The following is a 14,259-nucleotide window of genomic DNA, read 5'->3' as shown; positions in this document are numbered from 1 at the left end:
ACACCGTCTTGCAGGCCATTATAGGGTATAAATAAAAATCATTCTCATTTGTGTGGTGCGTGCAGCACACCTTTTCCTGCATGGGGCATGGAGCGGAAGCACGTTCTTCGCAGAAGCAACGCGGCAGACGTGGGCAAAAGCCGAACTATCCCCAGCGGCGCAGCCACTGCATGAGCCGCTCGAACCGTGTGCCGTAGGGCGGCGTGAGCCAGCGTGTGCCGCTCCAGCGCGATTGGGTGAACACGGGCTTTTCCTTGCTGAAGGCGCGGAATCCCCACTCTCCGTGATAGGCGCCCATGCCGCTTGCCCCCACGCCGCCAAAGGGCTGCGACTCCTGGGTGAGGTGGTAGAGGCAATCGTTGATCGTCACTCCTCCGGCCAGGGTGGATTCCAGAATCTTGTCCTGGGTCGTGCGATCCTGCCCGAACCAGTACAGGGCCAGCGGGTGGTCGCCCTGACGCACGCGGTCAATGGCCTGGTCCACGTTGTCGTAGATGAGCACAGGGAGAATGGGGCCGAAGATTTCTTCCTGCATCACGCGCATCTCTGGCTGAGCGTCCAGCACCAGACAGGGGGCGAGCTTGCGCATGCCGCTGTCGGTCTCGCCAATGGGCACCACCCTCGCACCCCGATCGTGGGCATCCTGCAGCAGATCAACCAGGCGGGTGAAATGGCGGGCGCTGATGATGCTGGTGTAGTCGGGATTGTCTCCCAGCGTGGGATAGAGCGCGTGCACTGCCGCCGTGTAGGCCTCGACAAAGGCCTCGTGCTGGCTGCGGTGTACCAGCACGTAGTCGGGCGCCACGCAGGTCTGTCCGGCATTGAGCAGCTTGCCCACGGCGATGCGGTGCGCGGCATGGGCCATGTCGGCCGTGGTATCGATGATGGCCGGGGACTTCCCTCCCAGCTCCAGCGTCACGGGCGTGAGGTGGGAAGCGGCCGCCTCGGCCACGGCATGCCCCACGGCGGTGGAGCCGGTGAACAGCAGATGGTCAAAGGGCAGCTGCGTGAAGGCCTTGCCGATCTCGGCATCTCCCGGCACCACCACCAGCTCGCTCGTGGCAAAGAACTTGGCCACGGCCTGCTGCAGGGCCTCGGAAAACCGGGGGGTCAGCTCGGACGGCTTGATCATCACCCGGTTGCCTGCGGCCAGCGCGGCCAGCGCGGGCGACAGCGCCAGCTGCAGGGGATAGTTCCAGGGCGATACCACACCCACCACCCCCAGGGGCTGGCGCATGAGGTGGTTGCTGGCAGGCCAGTAACTCAGGGCCGTGGGCATGCGGCGGGGCTTCATCCAGCGTGCCAGCTTGCGGCGGGTATGCCGGATTTCCAGCTGCACGACCAGCAGCTCGGCCATGCGCGTTTCCTGTGCACTGCGATAGCCGAAGTCATCGGAAATGGTCTGGATGAACACATCGGAGTGCTGATCCAGCATGCGCTGCAGGCGGTCGAGCAGGTCGAGTCGTGCTGCCAGATCAGGGTACGGACGTGCGTGGTGCGCCTCCTGCTGCTGTGCGAGCAGCTGCTGCAGATATTCGAAATGGCTGTGAGAGAGGGCAGGGGACTCTTGCATGTCGGGTGACAGGGCGGAAAAGGGGCGATGGACGCGAAGGAATTTTTCAAGTGTAAGCGTCGGCCACGCATCGCGTCATGCCCGAAACGATTCGAGCTGTGACAAGGTGTGGGCGGGTTCTGCCATGCAGAGGCGGCCTGCCGCAGGAAGAGCGGTGGGGCACCGCAGTGGGGGCGCTGGCCTGAATCGTTTCGCAGCGAAGCAGTGCGGCAGTGCGTCAGACGGACAGCCAGTCGCTGCCGTGTGCGGCATCGGCCAGCATGATGTCGTCGACTGTGCGCCCGAGGGCCTCGGCCAGTGCGGCGGAGGCCAGATCAGGGCGGTTGTTGCGTTCGCTCAGGTGGCCGGCGAGCACCTGGCCCAGCCGGGCATGCTGCAGCAGGCGCGCCAGTCCGGCCGAGGCGGCGTTGCTCAGGTGCCCGAAGTCGCCTGCCACCCGGGCCTTGAGAAAGGGCGGGTAGCGGGAGGCTGCCAGCAGGTCGGGATCGTGATTGGCTTCGATCAGCAATGCATCGCATCCCTGCAGCATCTCCACCACATGCGCGCTGGCATGGCCTAGATCCGTCACGATGCCGAGCAGACGGTCTCCGTCGGTGCAGCGCAGCTGGAGCGGCTCGCGCGCGTCATGCGGCACGGTGAAGGGAGTGCACTCCAGTGCTCCCACGCACAGAGGGGAGCCATCGCGCGCCATGTGCAGCAGCTCTCCGAGTTCGGGCTGTCCGATGCCCACATGGGTGCCCCGACTCATCCACAGGGGAATGCCGTGGCGCTGGGCAAAGGCTACGCCGCAGCCAATGTGGTCGCTGTGCTCATGGGTGATGAACAGGGCGTCGATCTGTTCGGGCTCCACGCCGGCCTGCTGCAGGCGCAGCGTGAGCTTGCGCTGCGACATACCGCAATCGATGAGCAGATGGCTGGTGCGCAGGCCCTCGCGGGCTTCCACCAGAGTGGCATTGCCGGCACTGCCGCTGCCGAGGCTCTTGAATCGGATGGACACGGGAAGAGAAAAACCGAAACGAAAAATGAAAACAAAGCACAGGAGGTGCTGCTGCCCCCCCCTCTGACGTCTGGAGTCAGGGGCCTGAAGCGCCACAGCCTCCTGCGTCTCCGTGTGCGGAGCATGCCAGGAGGCTGTGCGGAGTCCCAGCCCGTCAGGCGGGCAGCAGCAACAGAGGCTTACATCTGGCGCAGATCGTCAGCCAGCACCTGCAGGATGTGGTTGCCGTCGCGCGCAGGAGCCGCATTGCCCTGGGCATCGTAGACACGCACCATGACGCGGCCCCCCTGGGGCTGTACGCGGACCTGGTAATGCACGGACTGGGTTTCGGGCGCCTTCTTGAACAGGCGGGTCAGGACGCCGGGCTTCTTGGCGTCGGGTGCCACCAGCGGCACGTAGCGGACATCGTAGACACCTGCCTTCTGGTCACGGTCTTCCACGCTGAATCCGGTACGGTCGAGCGAGAGGCCGACACGGCGCCAAGCGCGTTCGAAGTCTTCCGACAGCACCAGTGCATCGCCTTCGATGGCGACACCGCTGGCCGCAGCAGGGGAGGCCGACGGGGCTGTCGCCGCCTTGGCAGGGACATGCGGATTGGCCTGGACCATGGCAGCTGCACGCTCCTTGGACACGCCGAGCGCGACCATCAGGCGGCGCAGGAATTCGTCTTCCAGCTCGGGGTTGACCGGGCGCGGCTGCCAGCGGGTGGCCGACTTGTCGTTGTTGCTGTAGACCTCTTCCATGCCACGGTGGCTGATGAAGATGTCCGTGCCGCCCTGGGCATTGCGTTCGAGCCGCGTCCGGAAGCGGTCGAGCTCGCCGGTGGAGTAGAGCGCATCGAACATCTTGCCGAGCGTGGAACGGATGATGTCCTGGGGCAGCTTGGCGCGGTTTTCGGCCCAGTCGGTTTCCATGATGCCCAGCCGCTGGTTGTCGGTGGTCAGCACGAAGCCGTTGTTTTCCCAGAAGGTGCGTACCGCATTCCAGATCTGGGCGGGAGGCCGGTTGACGGAGAGCCAGCGCTGGTTGCCGTCGCGCTTGATCTGCACGTCGCCCACGGCATTGACGGCCGTTTCAGGCTGGGCCTGCCCGGCGGTCTGGTCCTTCTGGTAGGCCGCAGCCGAAGTGGCTTCGCCGGGGATGCTGAAGTGTCCGTCGCTGGAGAGCTTGGTCAGGTCGGGCGGCACTTCGAGTGCATTGCCGCGCTGCGCGGACTTGTAGTCCACTTCAGTGGTCGTGGTGGTGGAGCACGCGGCGAGCGCGAGGGCCGTACCCAGCACGGACAGTTTGAACAGGGTTTTCACGTCGGGAGGTTCCTTGGTTATGCCAGTAGAGATCGGACGCAACGGGAATGGCAGTCGGAAAGAAGGGAAGAGGGCGGATCAGAGCAGGCCGGAAGCCTTGAGCGCGGCTTCGACGATGGGCTGATGCGCCAGAGTCAGCTGGGTCATGGGCAGGCGCAGTTCGGGGCCGCACAGACCCAGGCGGGCAGCTGCCCACTTCACGGGAATCGGGTTGGCCTCAATGAACAGGTGCTTGTGCAGGGGCATGAGCTGGAACTGGATGCGCATGGCGGTGTCGCGGTCGCCGGCGATGGCGGCAGCACACAGCTCGTGCATGAGCCTGGGTGCCAGGTTGGCAGTGACGCTGATGTTGCCCTGTCCGCCGCAGAGCATCAGGGCAACGGCGGTGGGATCGTCTCCGGAATACACGGCAAAGCCTTCGGGCACATCGCGGATGAGCCATTGCGCACGGCCGATGTCGCCCGTGGCTTCCTTGACACCGACCACGCCGGGGATCTCGGCCAGGCGCAGCACGGTGTCGTGCTCCATGTTGGCCATGGTGCGGCCGGGCACGTTGTAGAGGATCATGGGCAGATCGCCGACGGCCTCGGCAATGGCCTTGAAATGCTGGAACTGGCCTTCCTGGGTGGGCTTGTTGTAGTAGGGCACGACCTGCAGCTGGCAGTCGGCTCCCACGGCCTGCGCGCGGCGGGCGAGCTCGATGGCCTCGGAGGTGGAGTTGGCACCGCAGCCGGCCATGATGGGCACGTGACGGTCGGGATGCTGGCGCACCTGTTCGACAGCCACGCGGATGATCTCGACATGCTCGTCGACATTGACCGTGGGCGATTCGCCCGTGGTGCCCACCACGCTGATGCAGTCGGTGCCCTGTTCCACATGCCAGTCCACCAGCTTGCGCAGCGTGTCGTAATCGACACTGCCGTCGGCATGGAAGGGGGTAATCAGCGCAACAATGCTGCCTGTGATCGGTTGCATGAAGAAAATTCCTGTGAGTGGATCCGTGCGTCCTGCTCTGGATCGGCACCATCGCGAATGGTTCCCGCCGCTGCGAGCATCCGGCGCAAAACTATCATTGTATCCAGCATGGTGCCACAGTCCCAGAGGAAAAACCGCGGCGGCAGAGGCCGATCGGTTACGGCTCGTTTCCGGCTTCCGTTTGCAGTTATCGGCCGTTGGGAAGAACGGTGCAGCTCCACACGAAGTCGCTCATGGTGACCATGAAATCCGGCCTCAGATAAAGCATGAACACGGCCAGAAGCACTCCCACGGCAAGCAGGCGCAGGGCCAGGCGGGTCCATCGGGACATGACGGCACGCCTCAGGCTGCGGGCTGCACGCGGGGCGCGCGCACGAGCGGAGCCTCCCGGATGGGCAGGTTCACCAGTGCGGCCAGCACACCGAGCGCAATGGAGATCAGCCACACGATCTGGTAGCTGCCGGTGCGGTCGTAGAGTTCGCCTCCCAGCCATACGCCCAGAAAGGAACCGATCTGGTGGCTGAAGAAAGCCATGCCTCCCAGCATGGACAGATGCTCCACCCCGAAGATCTGGGCCACCAGCGCGTTGGTGGGGGGAACGGTCGACAGCCACAGGAACCCGATCACGGCCGCGAACACGTATACGCTGGCCGCCGACAGCGGCACCAGCAGGAAGATGGTGATCGCCACCGCCCGCGAGAAATAGATGCACGCGAGGATATGCCGCTTGGCCATGCGCTGGCCCAGCGAGCCGGAGAGATAGGTGCCGAACACGTTGAACAGGCCGATCAGGGCGAGCGCATAGCTCGCCACCTGGGGCGGCAGCCCGTGGTCACGCAGGTAGCTGGGCATGTGCACCCCAATGAACACGACCTGGAAGCCACACACAAAGTATCCCGCCATGAGCAGCAGGAAGCCTGGCGTGCGGAAGGCCTCGGCCAGTGCCTGGCCGGCGGTCTGCGCGCGTGCAGCGACTGCTCCGGAACGCAGCCGTGGCTCGTGCAGGCCCAGAGCAAGTGGAGCCATCAGCAGCGCGGCCGCGCCGAGCCAGAAGAGGGAGGCCTGCCAGCCGAGCCGGTCGATCATCCAGCCTTCGACGGGAACCATGAGAAACTGCCCGAAAGAGCCTGCCGCTGCCGTGATGCCCATGGCCCAGGAGCGGGTTTCGGCCGTGACGTTGCGGCCAATCACGCCATAGACCACCGCATAGGTGGTGGCCGACTGCGCCGTGCCGAGCAGCACACCGGCTGTGAGAGAAAGCATGGCGGGAGTGTCCGACCATGCCATGCCTGCCAGGCCGGCGGCATACAGCACAGCGCCCCCTGCAAGCACGCGGAAGGCGCCGAAACGGTCCGCCAGCATGCCGGCGAAGATGCCCGTCACGCCCCAGGAGATGTTCTGGATGGCCAGGGCGAGCGAAAAGTCTGCGCGCGTCCAGCCGTGCGCCTGGGTCATGGGCTGGAGCCACAGGCCGAAACCGTGCCGGATGCCCATCGACAGTGTCACGATGAGGGCGCTGCAGGCCAGCAGCTGCACCAGCGGCAGGGCAGGGCGAGGCGAGGGAGAGGCTGAGACAAGAGGAGTCGGCGAGGTCATAAGCAGGGGCAGATGGCCTGTGCCCCCATCGGATCGTGGGCCGCCGGCACAGGAAAGGAAAAAACGGAAGGATGCAGAAACTCCTGCAGCCAGGGCAGAGCATACCGCGAGGAAGGCGCGGCCATCACCCGTGACCGGCTGGACTGCCATGCCGGCTCGTGAGGCGCGCATCTCGGCTGCACATCGAGGGGCTTGTGGGGGACGTTGAAGCGACTTGGCATAATGACTGTAAAAATGTACAGTATCCATCCGCCCTCTTCGCCTGCCGCAAGGGGTGGAAGCATGGCGAGCGCGCAGGCGCCGTTGCGGCAGCGTCCCAGGGCCGCCCCTTAGAATTCATTCCATGGCCACCAAGAAATCCGACACTGCTTATTCCGAAAGTTCCATCCGGGTCCTCAAGGGACTGGAGCCCGTGCGCCAGCGTCCCGGCATGTACACGCGCACCGACACCCCGCTGCACATCGTGCAGGAGGTGATCGACAACGCAGCAGACGAGGCGCTGGCCGGCTTTGGCCGCAAGATCAAGGTCACGCTGCACGAGGATGGCTCGGTGACCGTGGAGGACGACGGGCGCGGTATTCCTTTCGGCATGCATCCCGAGGAACATGCGCCGGTGCTGGAGCTGGTCTTTACCCGGCTGCACGCGGGCGGCAAGTTCGACAAGGGCAAGGGCGGGGCCTACAGCTTCAGCGGGGGGTTGCACGGGGTCGGGGTGAGTGTGACCAATGCCCTGTCGACCCGCATGGAGGTGACCAGCTTCCGGGAGGGCCAGGTGGCTCATCTGGTGTTCGCGGGGGGAGAGGTCGCCGAGCCCCTGACTCTGCGCGAGGCCGCCGCCGGCGACCGTCGGCAGGGCACCACTGTTCGAATCTGGCCCGATGCCCGCTACTTCGAAAGCGCAGCCCTGCCCTGGAGCGAACTGGTGCATCTGCTGCGCAGCAAGGCGGTGCTCATGGCGGGCGTCTCGGTCTGGCTCACCCAGGAAAAGACCCGCGAGACTCTGCATTGGCAGTACAAGGGAGGGCTGCGGGACTATCTGCTGCAGAGCCTGCCGGCCGATCCAGTGGTGCCGGCCTTCGAGGGCGAGCAGTACGCTGAGGGCAGCGAGCAGTTTGCCGATGGCGAAGGCGTGGCCTGGTGCGTGGCCTTTACCGAAGAGGGAGCCCCGCTGCGCGAAAGCTATGTCAACCTCATCCCCACGCCGGCGGGCGGCACCCACGACAGTGGACTGCGCGAGGGGCTCTTTCAGGCCATGAAGAGTTTCATCGAGCTCCACGCCTTGCTGCCCAAGGGAGTCAAGCTCATGCCCGAGGACGTGTTTGCACGCGCGAGCTATGTGCTCAGCGCCAAGGTGCTCGATCCGCAGTTTCAGGGTCAGATCAAGGAAAAACTCAATTCGCGCGATGCGCTCAAGCTGGTGGCAGGATTCGTGCGGCCGGCCTTCGAACTCTGGCTCAACGAGCATCTCGACGATGGCCGACGGCTCGCCGAAATGGTGATCCGCACAGCCCAGAGCCGCCAGCGTGCGAGCCAGAAGGTCGAGAAGCGCCGAGGCAGCGGGGTGGCAGTGCTCCCCGGCAAGCTCACCGATTGCGAGAGCCGCGACATTGTCCGCAACGAGGTGTTTCTGGTCGAAGGGGACAGCGCCGGCGGCAGCGCCAAGATGGGGCGGGACAAGGAGACCCAGGCCATTCTGCCTCTGCGTGGCAAGGTGCTCAATACCTGGGAGGTGGAGCGCGACCTGCTGTTTCGCAACGCCGAAATCCACGACATCGCCGTGGCGCTGGGCGTGGACCCGCACGGTCCGGAGGACACGCCCGACCTGTCGGGACTGCGGTACGGCAAAGTCTGCATTCTCAGCGATGCCGATGTGGACGGCTCCCACATCCAGGTACTATTGCTGACACTTTTTTTCCGGCATTTCCCTAAGCTCATCGAAGCCGGGCATGTCTATGTATCGCGTCCGCCGTTGTTCCGCGTGGATGCCCCGGCGCGCGGCAAGCGCCCGGCAGCCAAGCACTATGCCCTCGACGAGGTCGAGCTGCAGTCCATTCTCGACAAGCTCCGCAAGGAAGGGGTGGCCGAGGGCAAGTGGGGCATCAGCCGCTTCAAGGGCCTCGGCGAAATGACCGCCGAGCAGCTTTGGGAGACCACCCTCAATCCCGACACCCGCCGCCTGATGTGTGTGCGGCTGGGTGATCTCGGCTGGACCGGGACCCAGGCCTGCATGATGCAGCTCATGGGCAAGGGCGAGGCGGCCGCACGACGCGAACTCATGGAGCTGCACGGCGATGCCGTGGAGCTCGACATCTGAGACAACGAGGCATGACGATGCGAAGAATCTTTCCCCTGCTGCTGTGGACCGGTCTGGGCCTCATGCCCTGGGCGGCGCACGCCGATGTCTGGGGGTATGTGGATGCCGAGGGCATGTCGCACTTTGCCGATCGCAAGGTCGACAGCCGCTACCAGCTGTATTTCAAGAGCGAGCATTTCCGCTTCGATGCCCAGAAGGCGCTGGCGGCAGGGCGGGGCGAGGGACGCATGCGCGTGGCAACCCGCAGTGGCGGCACGGTCCGCGGCAGCACGCTCCTGAGCGGCAATGGCCTGGCCTTCAATCCGCAGGCCGATGCTGCAGCGGGAGTCAAGGCACGCCGGCTCACCGCACTCATCAACCAGTCCTCTGCCTACCGCGCAGTCGCCCATCACATGGCCCGCGAGGCCCGGCGCAATGCGGTGGATGTGGATCTGCTCAAGTCGGTGATTGCAGCCGAGTCGGGCTTCAACCGGCAGGCGGTGTCCGGAGCCGGAGCCGTGGGGCTGATGCAGATCATGCCGGCCACGGCCCGCGATCTGGGCGTACAGGCTGATGCAGCGGGCAGCGTGGAGCACAAGCTCACCGATCCTGCGCTGAACGTGCGCCTCGGGGCGCGCTATCTGCGCCAGCTGCTCGACCGTTTTCATGGGCGGGTCGATCTGGCGGTGGCGGCCTACAACGCGGGGCATGGTGCCGTGTCGCGTGCGGGCAATGCCGTGCCGCGCTATGCGGAAACGCAGAACTATGTGCGTACCGTCATGGCCCTGTATCAGACCTTCCGCCCCGGAGCGGAAGGCATGGGGGTGCCCATGGCCAGCGTGGCACCGATTCCTCTCGGCCGGCTGGCCGGGCGTGGGCGTGTGAACATGACGCTGGCTTCGGCGCGGAGTGGAAAAGCTCCCTCTGCACGGGCCATGCGGCTCGAAGCCGCTGCGCTCGAATCGGCCCAGCGTTCCCTCACGGCAGAAGCCACCGGCACCGAAGCACCGAGTGCCATGGACCAGATTGCCGGCCAGGTGGCTGCCGCTGACAGGATGCCGCAGGCGCCGATGCAGCTTGGTGCCGATGTGGTGGTCAGGAGCGGTGCGCCCAGCGCGCATGCCACTCCCGACAGTGCAGCGGGAAGCAATGTGCCCAATCCCTGAGTGCATGAAGAGCATGAAGAGGCTGAGCAGAGGGCCACTGATGCCGGGAGGCCCTCGTGATGGCGAGGCATCGCGATGCTTGGGCCTTTTGCCTTCTGTCTCCTGTCTTGCCTTCCGTTTTTTCTTCGCTTCCTGCATCCTGTTGGGGGTTGCAGGGGCTGGCCGGTGGAGTTCACTGGCCGTTTTTCTGATTTCCAGCGAGTTCTGACATGGATACCGTGAGTGTGGTTTCCGGGCCGGCCGAGCACGGCGACAACCCGAATCTGGCCCAGTATGCGCAGCGTGCGTATCTGGAATATGCCCTGTCCGTGGTCAAGGGGCGGGCCCTGCCGGATGTGTGCGATGGACAGAAACCCGTGCAGCGGCGCATTCTGTACGCGATGGACCGCATGGGCCTCTCCTTTGGCGGCTCGAACGGTGCCACAGGGGCCAAGCCGGTCAAGAGTGCGCGCGTGGTGGGGGATGTGCTCGGGCGTTTCCATCCCCACGGCGATCAGGCGGCCTACGATGCGCTCGTGCGCATGGCGCAGGACTTCAGCCAGCGCTATCCGCTCATCGACGGACAGGGCAACTTCGGCAGCCGTGATGGCGACGGCGCAGCGGCCATGCGCTATACCGAGGCACGCCTGTCCCGCATCGCGACGCTGCTGCTCGACGAGATCGGACAGGGCACTGTCGATTTCGTGCCCAACTATGACGGCAGCACCGAGGAACCGGCTCAGCTTCCAGCCCGTCTGCCCTTTGTGCTGCTCAATGGAGCCAGCGGCATTGCGGTGGGCATGGCCACCGAAATTCCCAGCCACAACCTGCGGGAGGTGGCCGATGCCTGCGTGGCGCTGATCAAGCAGCCTTCCCTGTCGGACGAGGAGCTGTGGGCCCTGGTGCCCGGACCGGACTATCCGGGAGGCGGACAGATCATCAGCAGCGCCACCGAGATTGCGGAAGCCTACCGAAGCGGGCGGGGCAGCCTCAAGGTGCGTGCCCGCTGGAAGATCGAGGATCTGGCCCGCGGCCAGTGGCAACTCGTGGTGCAGGAGCTCCCTCCGGGCGTCAGCACCCAGAAGGTGCTGGAAGAAATCGAGGAGCTCACCAACCCCAAGGTGCGCGCTGGCAAGAAGGCCTTGTCGCAGGAACAGCTGCAGCTCAAGGCCAGCCTGCTGGCCGTGCTTGACGGCGTGCGTGACGAATCCAGCAAGGACGCACCAGTGCGGCTGGTGTTCGAGCCCAAGAGCCGCACCGTGAGCCAGCAGGATCTCACCACGGCGCTGCTGGCCCACACGAGCCTCGAAACCACGGCGCCCGTCAATCTCACCAGTGTGGGGCTCGATGGTCGGCCGGTGCAGAAATCGCTGCGGGCCATGATCGAGGAGTGGATCGATTTCCGCAGGACCACGGTGACGCGGCGTACCCGGCATCGGCTCGACAAGGTGCTCGACCGCATCCACATTCTGGAAGGGCGGCAGACCGTGCTGCTGCACATCGACGAGGTCATCGCCATCATCCGCCAGAGCGACGAGCCGGGGCCGGCGCTCATGGAGCGCTTTCACCTGACCGAGCGACAGGCCGAGGACATTCTCGAAATCCGTCTGCGGCAGCTCGCGCGGCTGGAGGCACTGCGCATCGAGCAGGAGCTCTCCGACCTGCGCGGCGAACAGGCCAGGCTCGAAGATGTGCTCCACAGCCCGACCTCGCTGCGGCGGCTCATGGTGCGGGAGATCGAGGCCGATGCCAAGCAGTTCGGCGATGCGCGCCGCACCCTCATCCAGGCCGAGAAGCGGGCCGTGGTCGAAGTCCGGGTGGTCGACGAACCGGTGACGGTGGTGCTCAGCGAAAAGGGCTGGGTGCGTGCCCGCACGGGCCATGGGCACGATCCGGCAGGGTTTGCCTTCAAGCAGGGCGACGGGCTGCAGACCACCATCGAGTGCCGCACCGTCGATACGCTGATCGCCCTGGGCAGCAATGGCCGGGTGTACAGCGTGCCCGTGGCCAGCCTGCCCGGGGCGCGTGGCGATGGGCAGCCCGTGACCACGCTCATCGAACTGGAGGCGGGGACCCATCTGCTGCATTACGTGGCAGGCCCTGACTCCCAGCAGGTGCTGCTGTCAGGCAGCGGGGGATATGGCTTCTGGGCCACCATCGGCGACATGACATCGCGTCTGCGTGCAGGCAAGGCTTTTGTCACCTGCAACGAAGGCGAAACGCCCTGTGCTCCCAGCGTGATCGATGGCGACCATGGCAGTACGCCTCTGGCTCCGGCCACCGATGTTGCCTGCGCCAGTGCAGGTGGTCGTCTGCTCACTTTCCCGCTCTCCGAGCTGCGTCACCAGCCCAAGGGCGGACGCGGGCTGATGCTCATGGGCCTCGAATCCGACGACACACTCATCGGTGCAGCCGCCTATGCCCGCTCCATCCGGGTGCAGGGCACAGGCAGGGGGGGCAAGCCACGCGAGGAGGTACTGGAGCTGCGCAGTCTGCGCAATGCGGCCGGAACCCGGGGACGCAAGGGCAAGGAAGCCGACTGGAGCTTCCGGCCGCAACGCATCGAGCGCGTGCAATGAGTCTGCAACCGAGTCCGCACCGGCCCATGCATGCCCTGCGCTCCCTGAAGCGAAAGGGGGCGCTCTCTGGCTGGATGGGGCGTGCATGTCGTCGGTTCGTCGTGGCAGGCATGGCAGCGGGGCTGCTTTCCGGGCTGGGAGCTTCCTCTGCCTGGGCTGCGCGCCATGGGCATGAGGCAGGCGCACGGTCTGGAGCCCGCATGGGGCATGTGGCCGAGCAGGTCTACGTGGTATCGCAGGATGCCCAGGGCCTGCGCGCCTCCGACCTCACGCCCGAGTTTCTGGACCGTCTGGAACAGTACACGGTGGCCCAGATTCAGCAGTCATTGCCCTCGGCGTCCCCTCTTGCCCAGGCATCCGGCAGGCACACAGGGCGGTCGCGCCATGGCCGTTCGTCCGCTGCCCCGCGACATGATCCGGCCGATCAGCACCTGACCTCGCGCGCGGCTCTGGTCGATACCCCTCACGGACGGCTGATCGTGATCCGGGTCGCGGGGCCTGGTGCGGCAGAGCAGCTGTGGATCGAGGGGCTCCGTGGCAAACGCTTCGTGCGGCTCGCCTGTGTGCGGACGCAGCAGGGGGCGGCCATCGATCTGCGCAAGGGACTGTGTGCCCAGCGTATGCGCGAGGTCTTTTCGGTCGCGCGGATGACCGATCCCACGCGCGAGGCCCCCTCTGCACATGCCGGACATACCGCGTCGGATCCTGCGTCGGCTCCCGCATCCGGGGGAGCTTCGGCAGCTTCTGGCATCCCGGAACCTCAATCCGCTCCTGTCGGTTCTGCCGCTCCTGCGGCGGTTTCCCTTCCTTTCTTCTCCCCCGTGCCCTTTGGGCAGGAGCGAGCCCCTTCCATCCTGCGTACCCCCTGAGGGGGCATTTCTGCATTTGATTGGTTTTGCACCATGGCTGTTTCCACTTCCCGCATTCCCGTGATGTCGCTGGCCGACATGCTGTATTCCCAGGGCTTCGGTACCCGGCGCGTGTGTGCCGGTCTGGTCCAGCAGGGGCTGGTTCGGCTGGAGGGGGTACCGGAGCCCGTGACCGATGCCCTCCATGCGGTCGAGGCACGCGAGGGACTGGGCTTCACCGTGCAGGGGCAGCCCTGGGAGTACCACGCCCAGGCCTATGTGCTCCTCCACAAGCCTGCAGGCACCGAATGTTCGCAGAAGCCCTCGGCCTGGCCCAGCATCTACACTCTGCTTCCCGCTCCTTTGCGGCAGCGTCCGCAGAAGGGGGCGGTGCAGGGAGTGCAGGCCATCGGGCGTCTCGATCAGGACACCACGGGCATGCTCCTGCTGACCGATGACGGCAAGCTCATCCACCAGATGGCCTCTCCCCGGCGCCATGTGCCCAAGGTGTACGAAGTCACCTGCAGGCATCCGGTCGATTCGGCCCAGATCCAGAAGCTGCTGGCCGGAGTCGTGCTCGACGACGATCCCAAGCCCGTGCGCGCCGCCGCCTGCGAGCAGACCGAGGACCACGCCCTGCGGCTCACGCTCACCGAGGGCAAGTATCACCAGGTCAAGCGCATGGTGGCTGCGGTGGGCAACCGGGTAGAAGCGCTGCACCGCAGCCGCATCGGTGCGCTGGAGCTGCCTGCCGATCTGGCGCCGGGCCAGTGGCGCTGGCTGACCCCTGCCGAGCTCGAAGCTGCGCGCCAGACCGCTCCTGCTGCCACACCCGCGGCATGAATCGTGTCACGCCGATCGGTCCATGGAGCCGGGCGAAGGAAGCCGGCAGCTTCTGCCGGTGCTCCTCTCCTGCGGAGCCTGCCTGGGAGTAGAGCCAGGCGACGAA

The 14,259-nt window shown here is 65.6% G+C and carries 11 protein-coding genes; 5 read left to right on the top strand and 6 right to left on the bottom strand.

Annotated features, from left to right (window positions below; translation table 11 throughout):
• Nucleotides 1-145: 145 nt before the first annotated feature.
• The 6 genes from ACP2WS_RS02375 to ACP2WS_RS02350 form a co-directional block, all read right to left on the bottom strand.
• The gene (locus ACP2WS_RS02375) at nucleotides 146-1,573 is read right to left on the bottom strand and encodes a coniferyl aldehyde dehydrogenase (RefSeq protein WP_426459318.1); all 1,428 of its coding nucleotides are present in this window, start codon (nucleotides 1,571-1,573) and stop codon (nucleotides 146-148) included.
• A 217-nt stretch (nucleotides 1,574-1,790) separates the two neighbouring features.
• Nucleotides 1,791-2,570 carry an MBL fold metallo-hydrolase gene (locus ACP2WS_RS02370; protein ID WP_426459317.1) on the bottom strand — a complete coding sequence of 260 codons (780 nt, stop codon included), beginning with the start codon at nucleotides 2,568-2,570 and terminating at the stop codon, nucleotides 1,791-1,793.
• 179 nt (nucleotides 2,571-2,749) lie between these two features.
• On the bottom strand, nucleotides 2,750-3,874 hold the full coding sequence (gene bamC / locus ACP2WS_RS02365; protein WP_426459315.1) for an outer membrane protein assembly factor BamC: 1,125 nt from the start codon (nucleotides 3,872-3,874) through the stop codon (nucleotides 2,750-2,752).
• A gap of 78 nt (nucleotides 3,875-3,952) precedes the next feature.
• On the bottom strand, nucleotides 3,953-4,849 hold the full coding sequence (gene dapA, locus ACP2WS_RS02360) for a 4-hydroxy-tetrahydrodipicolinate synthase (protein WP_374491088.1): 897 nt from the start codon (nucleotides 4,847-4,849) through the stop codon (nucleotides 3,953-3,955).
• A 187-nt stretch (nucleotides 4,850-5,036) separates the two neighbouring features.
• On the bottom strand, nucleotides 5,037-5,180 hold the full coding sequence (locus ACP2WS_RS02355; protein WP_426459314.1) for a hypothetical protein: 144 nt from the start codon (nucleotides 5,178-5,180) through the stop codon (nucleotides 5,037-5,039).
• An 11-nt stretch (nucleotides 5,181-5,191) separates the two neighbouring features.
• Complete coding sequence (locus ACP2WS_RS02350) at nucleotides 5,192-6,445, bottom strand: MFS transporter (RefSeq protein ID WP_426459312.1); 1,254 nt, start codon at nucleotides 6,443-6,445, stop codon at nucleotides 5,192-5,194.
• Nucleotides 6,446-6,788: 343 nt separating this feature from the next.
• On the opposite strand from ACP2WS_RS02350, the gene ACP2WS_RS02345 reads away from it, so the two are divergent.
• From ACP2WS_RS02345 to ACP2WS_RS02325, 5 genes are all read left to right on the top strand, one after another.
• Complete coding sequence (locus ACP2WS_RS02345) at nucleotides 6,789-8,759, top strand: DNA topoisomerase IV subunit B (protein WP_426459311.1); 1,971 nt, start codon at nucleotides 6,789-6,791, stop codon at nucleotides 8,757-8,759.
• Nucleotides 8,760-8,776: 17 nt separating this feature from the next.
• Nucleotides 8,777-9,904 carry a lytic transglycosylase domain-containing protein gene (locus ACP2WS_RS02340; RefSeq protein WP_426459310.1) on the top strand — a complete coding sequence of 376 codons (1,128 nt, stop codon included), beginning with the start codon at nucleotides 8,777-8,779 and terminating at the stop codon, nucleotides 9,902-9,904.
• A gap of 209 nt (nucleotides 9,905-10,113) precedes the next feature.
• Complete coding sequence (gene parC / locus ACP2WS_RS02335; protein ID WP_426459308.1) at nucleotides 10,114-12,462, top strand: DNA topoisomerase IV subunit A; 2,349 nt, start codon at nucleotides 10,114-10,116, stop codon at nucleotides 12,460-12,462.
• A complete protein-coding gene (locus ACP2WS_RS02330; protein WP_426459307.1) occupies nucleotides 12,459-13,331 on the top strand; it encodes a hypothetical protein in 873 nt (290 codons plus the stop codon). The genes parC and ACP2WS_RS02330 overlap by 4 nt, the downstream gene beginning before the upstream one ends.
• A 63-nt stretch (nucleotides 13,332-13,394) precedes the next feature.
• Entirely contained in the window at nucleotides 13,395-14,153 is a 759-nt protein-coding gene (locus ACP2WS_RS02325; RefSeq protein WP_426459580.1) for a 16S rRNA pseudouridine(516) synthase, read from the top strand.
• Nucleotides 14,154-14,259 lie beyond the last annotated feature (106 nt).

It is taken from the genome of Brachymonas moutaii (nom. illeg.), from assembly GCF_049977365.1.
In the GTDB taxonomy this organism is placed as follows: domain Bacteria; phylum Pseudomonadota; class Gammaproteobacteria; order Burkholderiales; family Burkholderiaceae_C; genus Brachymonas.
The sequence above is the reverse complement of the archived record's forward strand: the minus strand, read 5'-3'. Positions and strand labels throughout refer to the sequence as shown.

Bases quoted from the DNA above. Each gene is read 5' to 3' on its own strand.
- ACP2WS_RS02340 (WP_426459310.1), top strand. From the start codon at position 8,777: ATGCGAAGAATCTTTCCCCTGCTGCTGTGGACCGGTCTGGGCCTCATG.
- ACP2WS_RS02375 (WP_426459318.1), bottom strand. From the start codon at position 1,573: ATGCAAGAGTCCCCTGCCCTCTCTCACAGCCATTTCGAATATCTGCAG.
- ACP2WS_RS02345 (WP_426459311.1), top strand. From the start codon at position 6,789: ATGGCCACCAAGAAATCCGACACTGCTTATTCCGAAAGTTCCATCCGG.
- ACP2WS_RS02355 (WP_426459314.1), bottom strand. From the start codon at position 5,180: ATGTCCCGATGGACCCGCCTGGCCCTGCGCCTGCTTGCCGTGGGAGTG.
- parC (WP_426459308.1), top strand. From the start codon at position 10,114: ATGGATACCGTGAGTGTGGTTTCCGGGCCGGCCGAGCACGGCGACAAC.
- dapA (WP_374491088.1), bottom strand. From the start codon at position 4,849: ATGCAACCGATCACAGGCAGCATTGTTGCGCTGATTACCCCCTTCCAT.
- ACP2WS_RS02330 (WP_426459307.1), top strand. From the start codon at position 12,459: ATGAGTCTGCAACCGAGTCCGCACCGGCCCATGCATGCCCTGCGCTCC.
- ACP2WS_RS02350 (WP_426459312.1), bottom strand. From the start codon at position 6,445: ATGACCTCGCCGACTCCTCTTGTCTCAGCCTCTCCCTCGCCTCGCCCT.
- ACP2WS_RS02325 (WP_426459580.1), top strand. From the start codon at position 13,395: ATGTCGCTGGCCGACATGCTGTATTCCCAGGGCTTCGGTACCCGGCGC.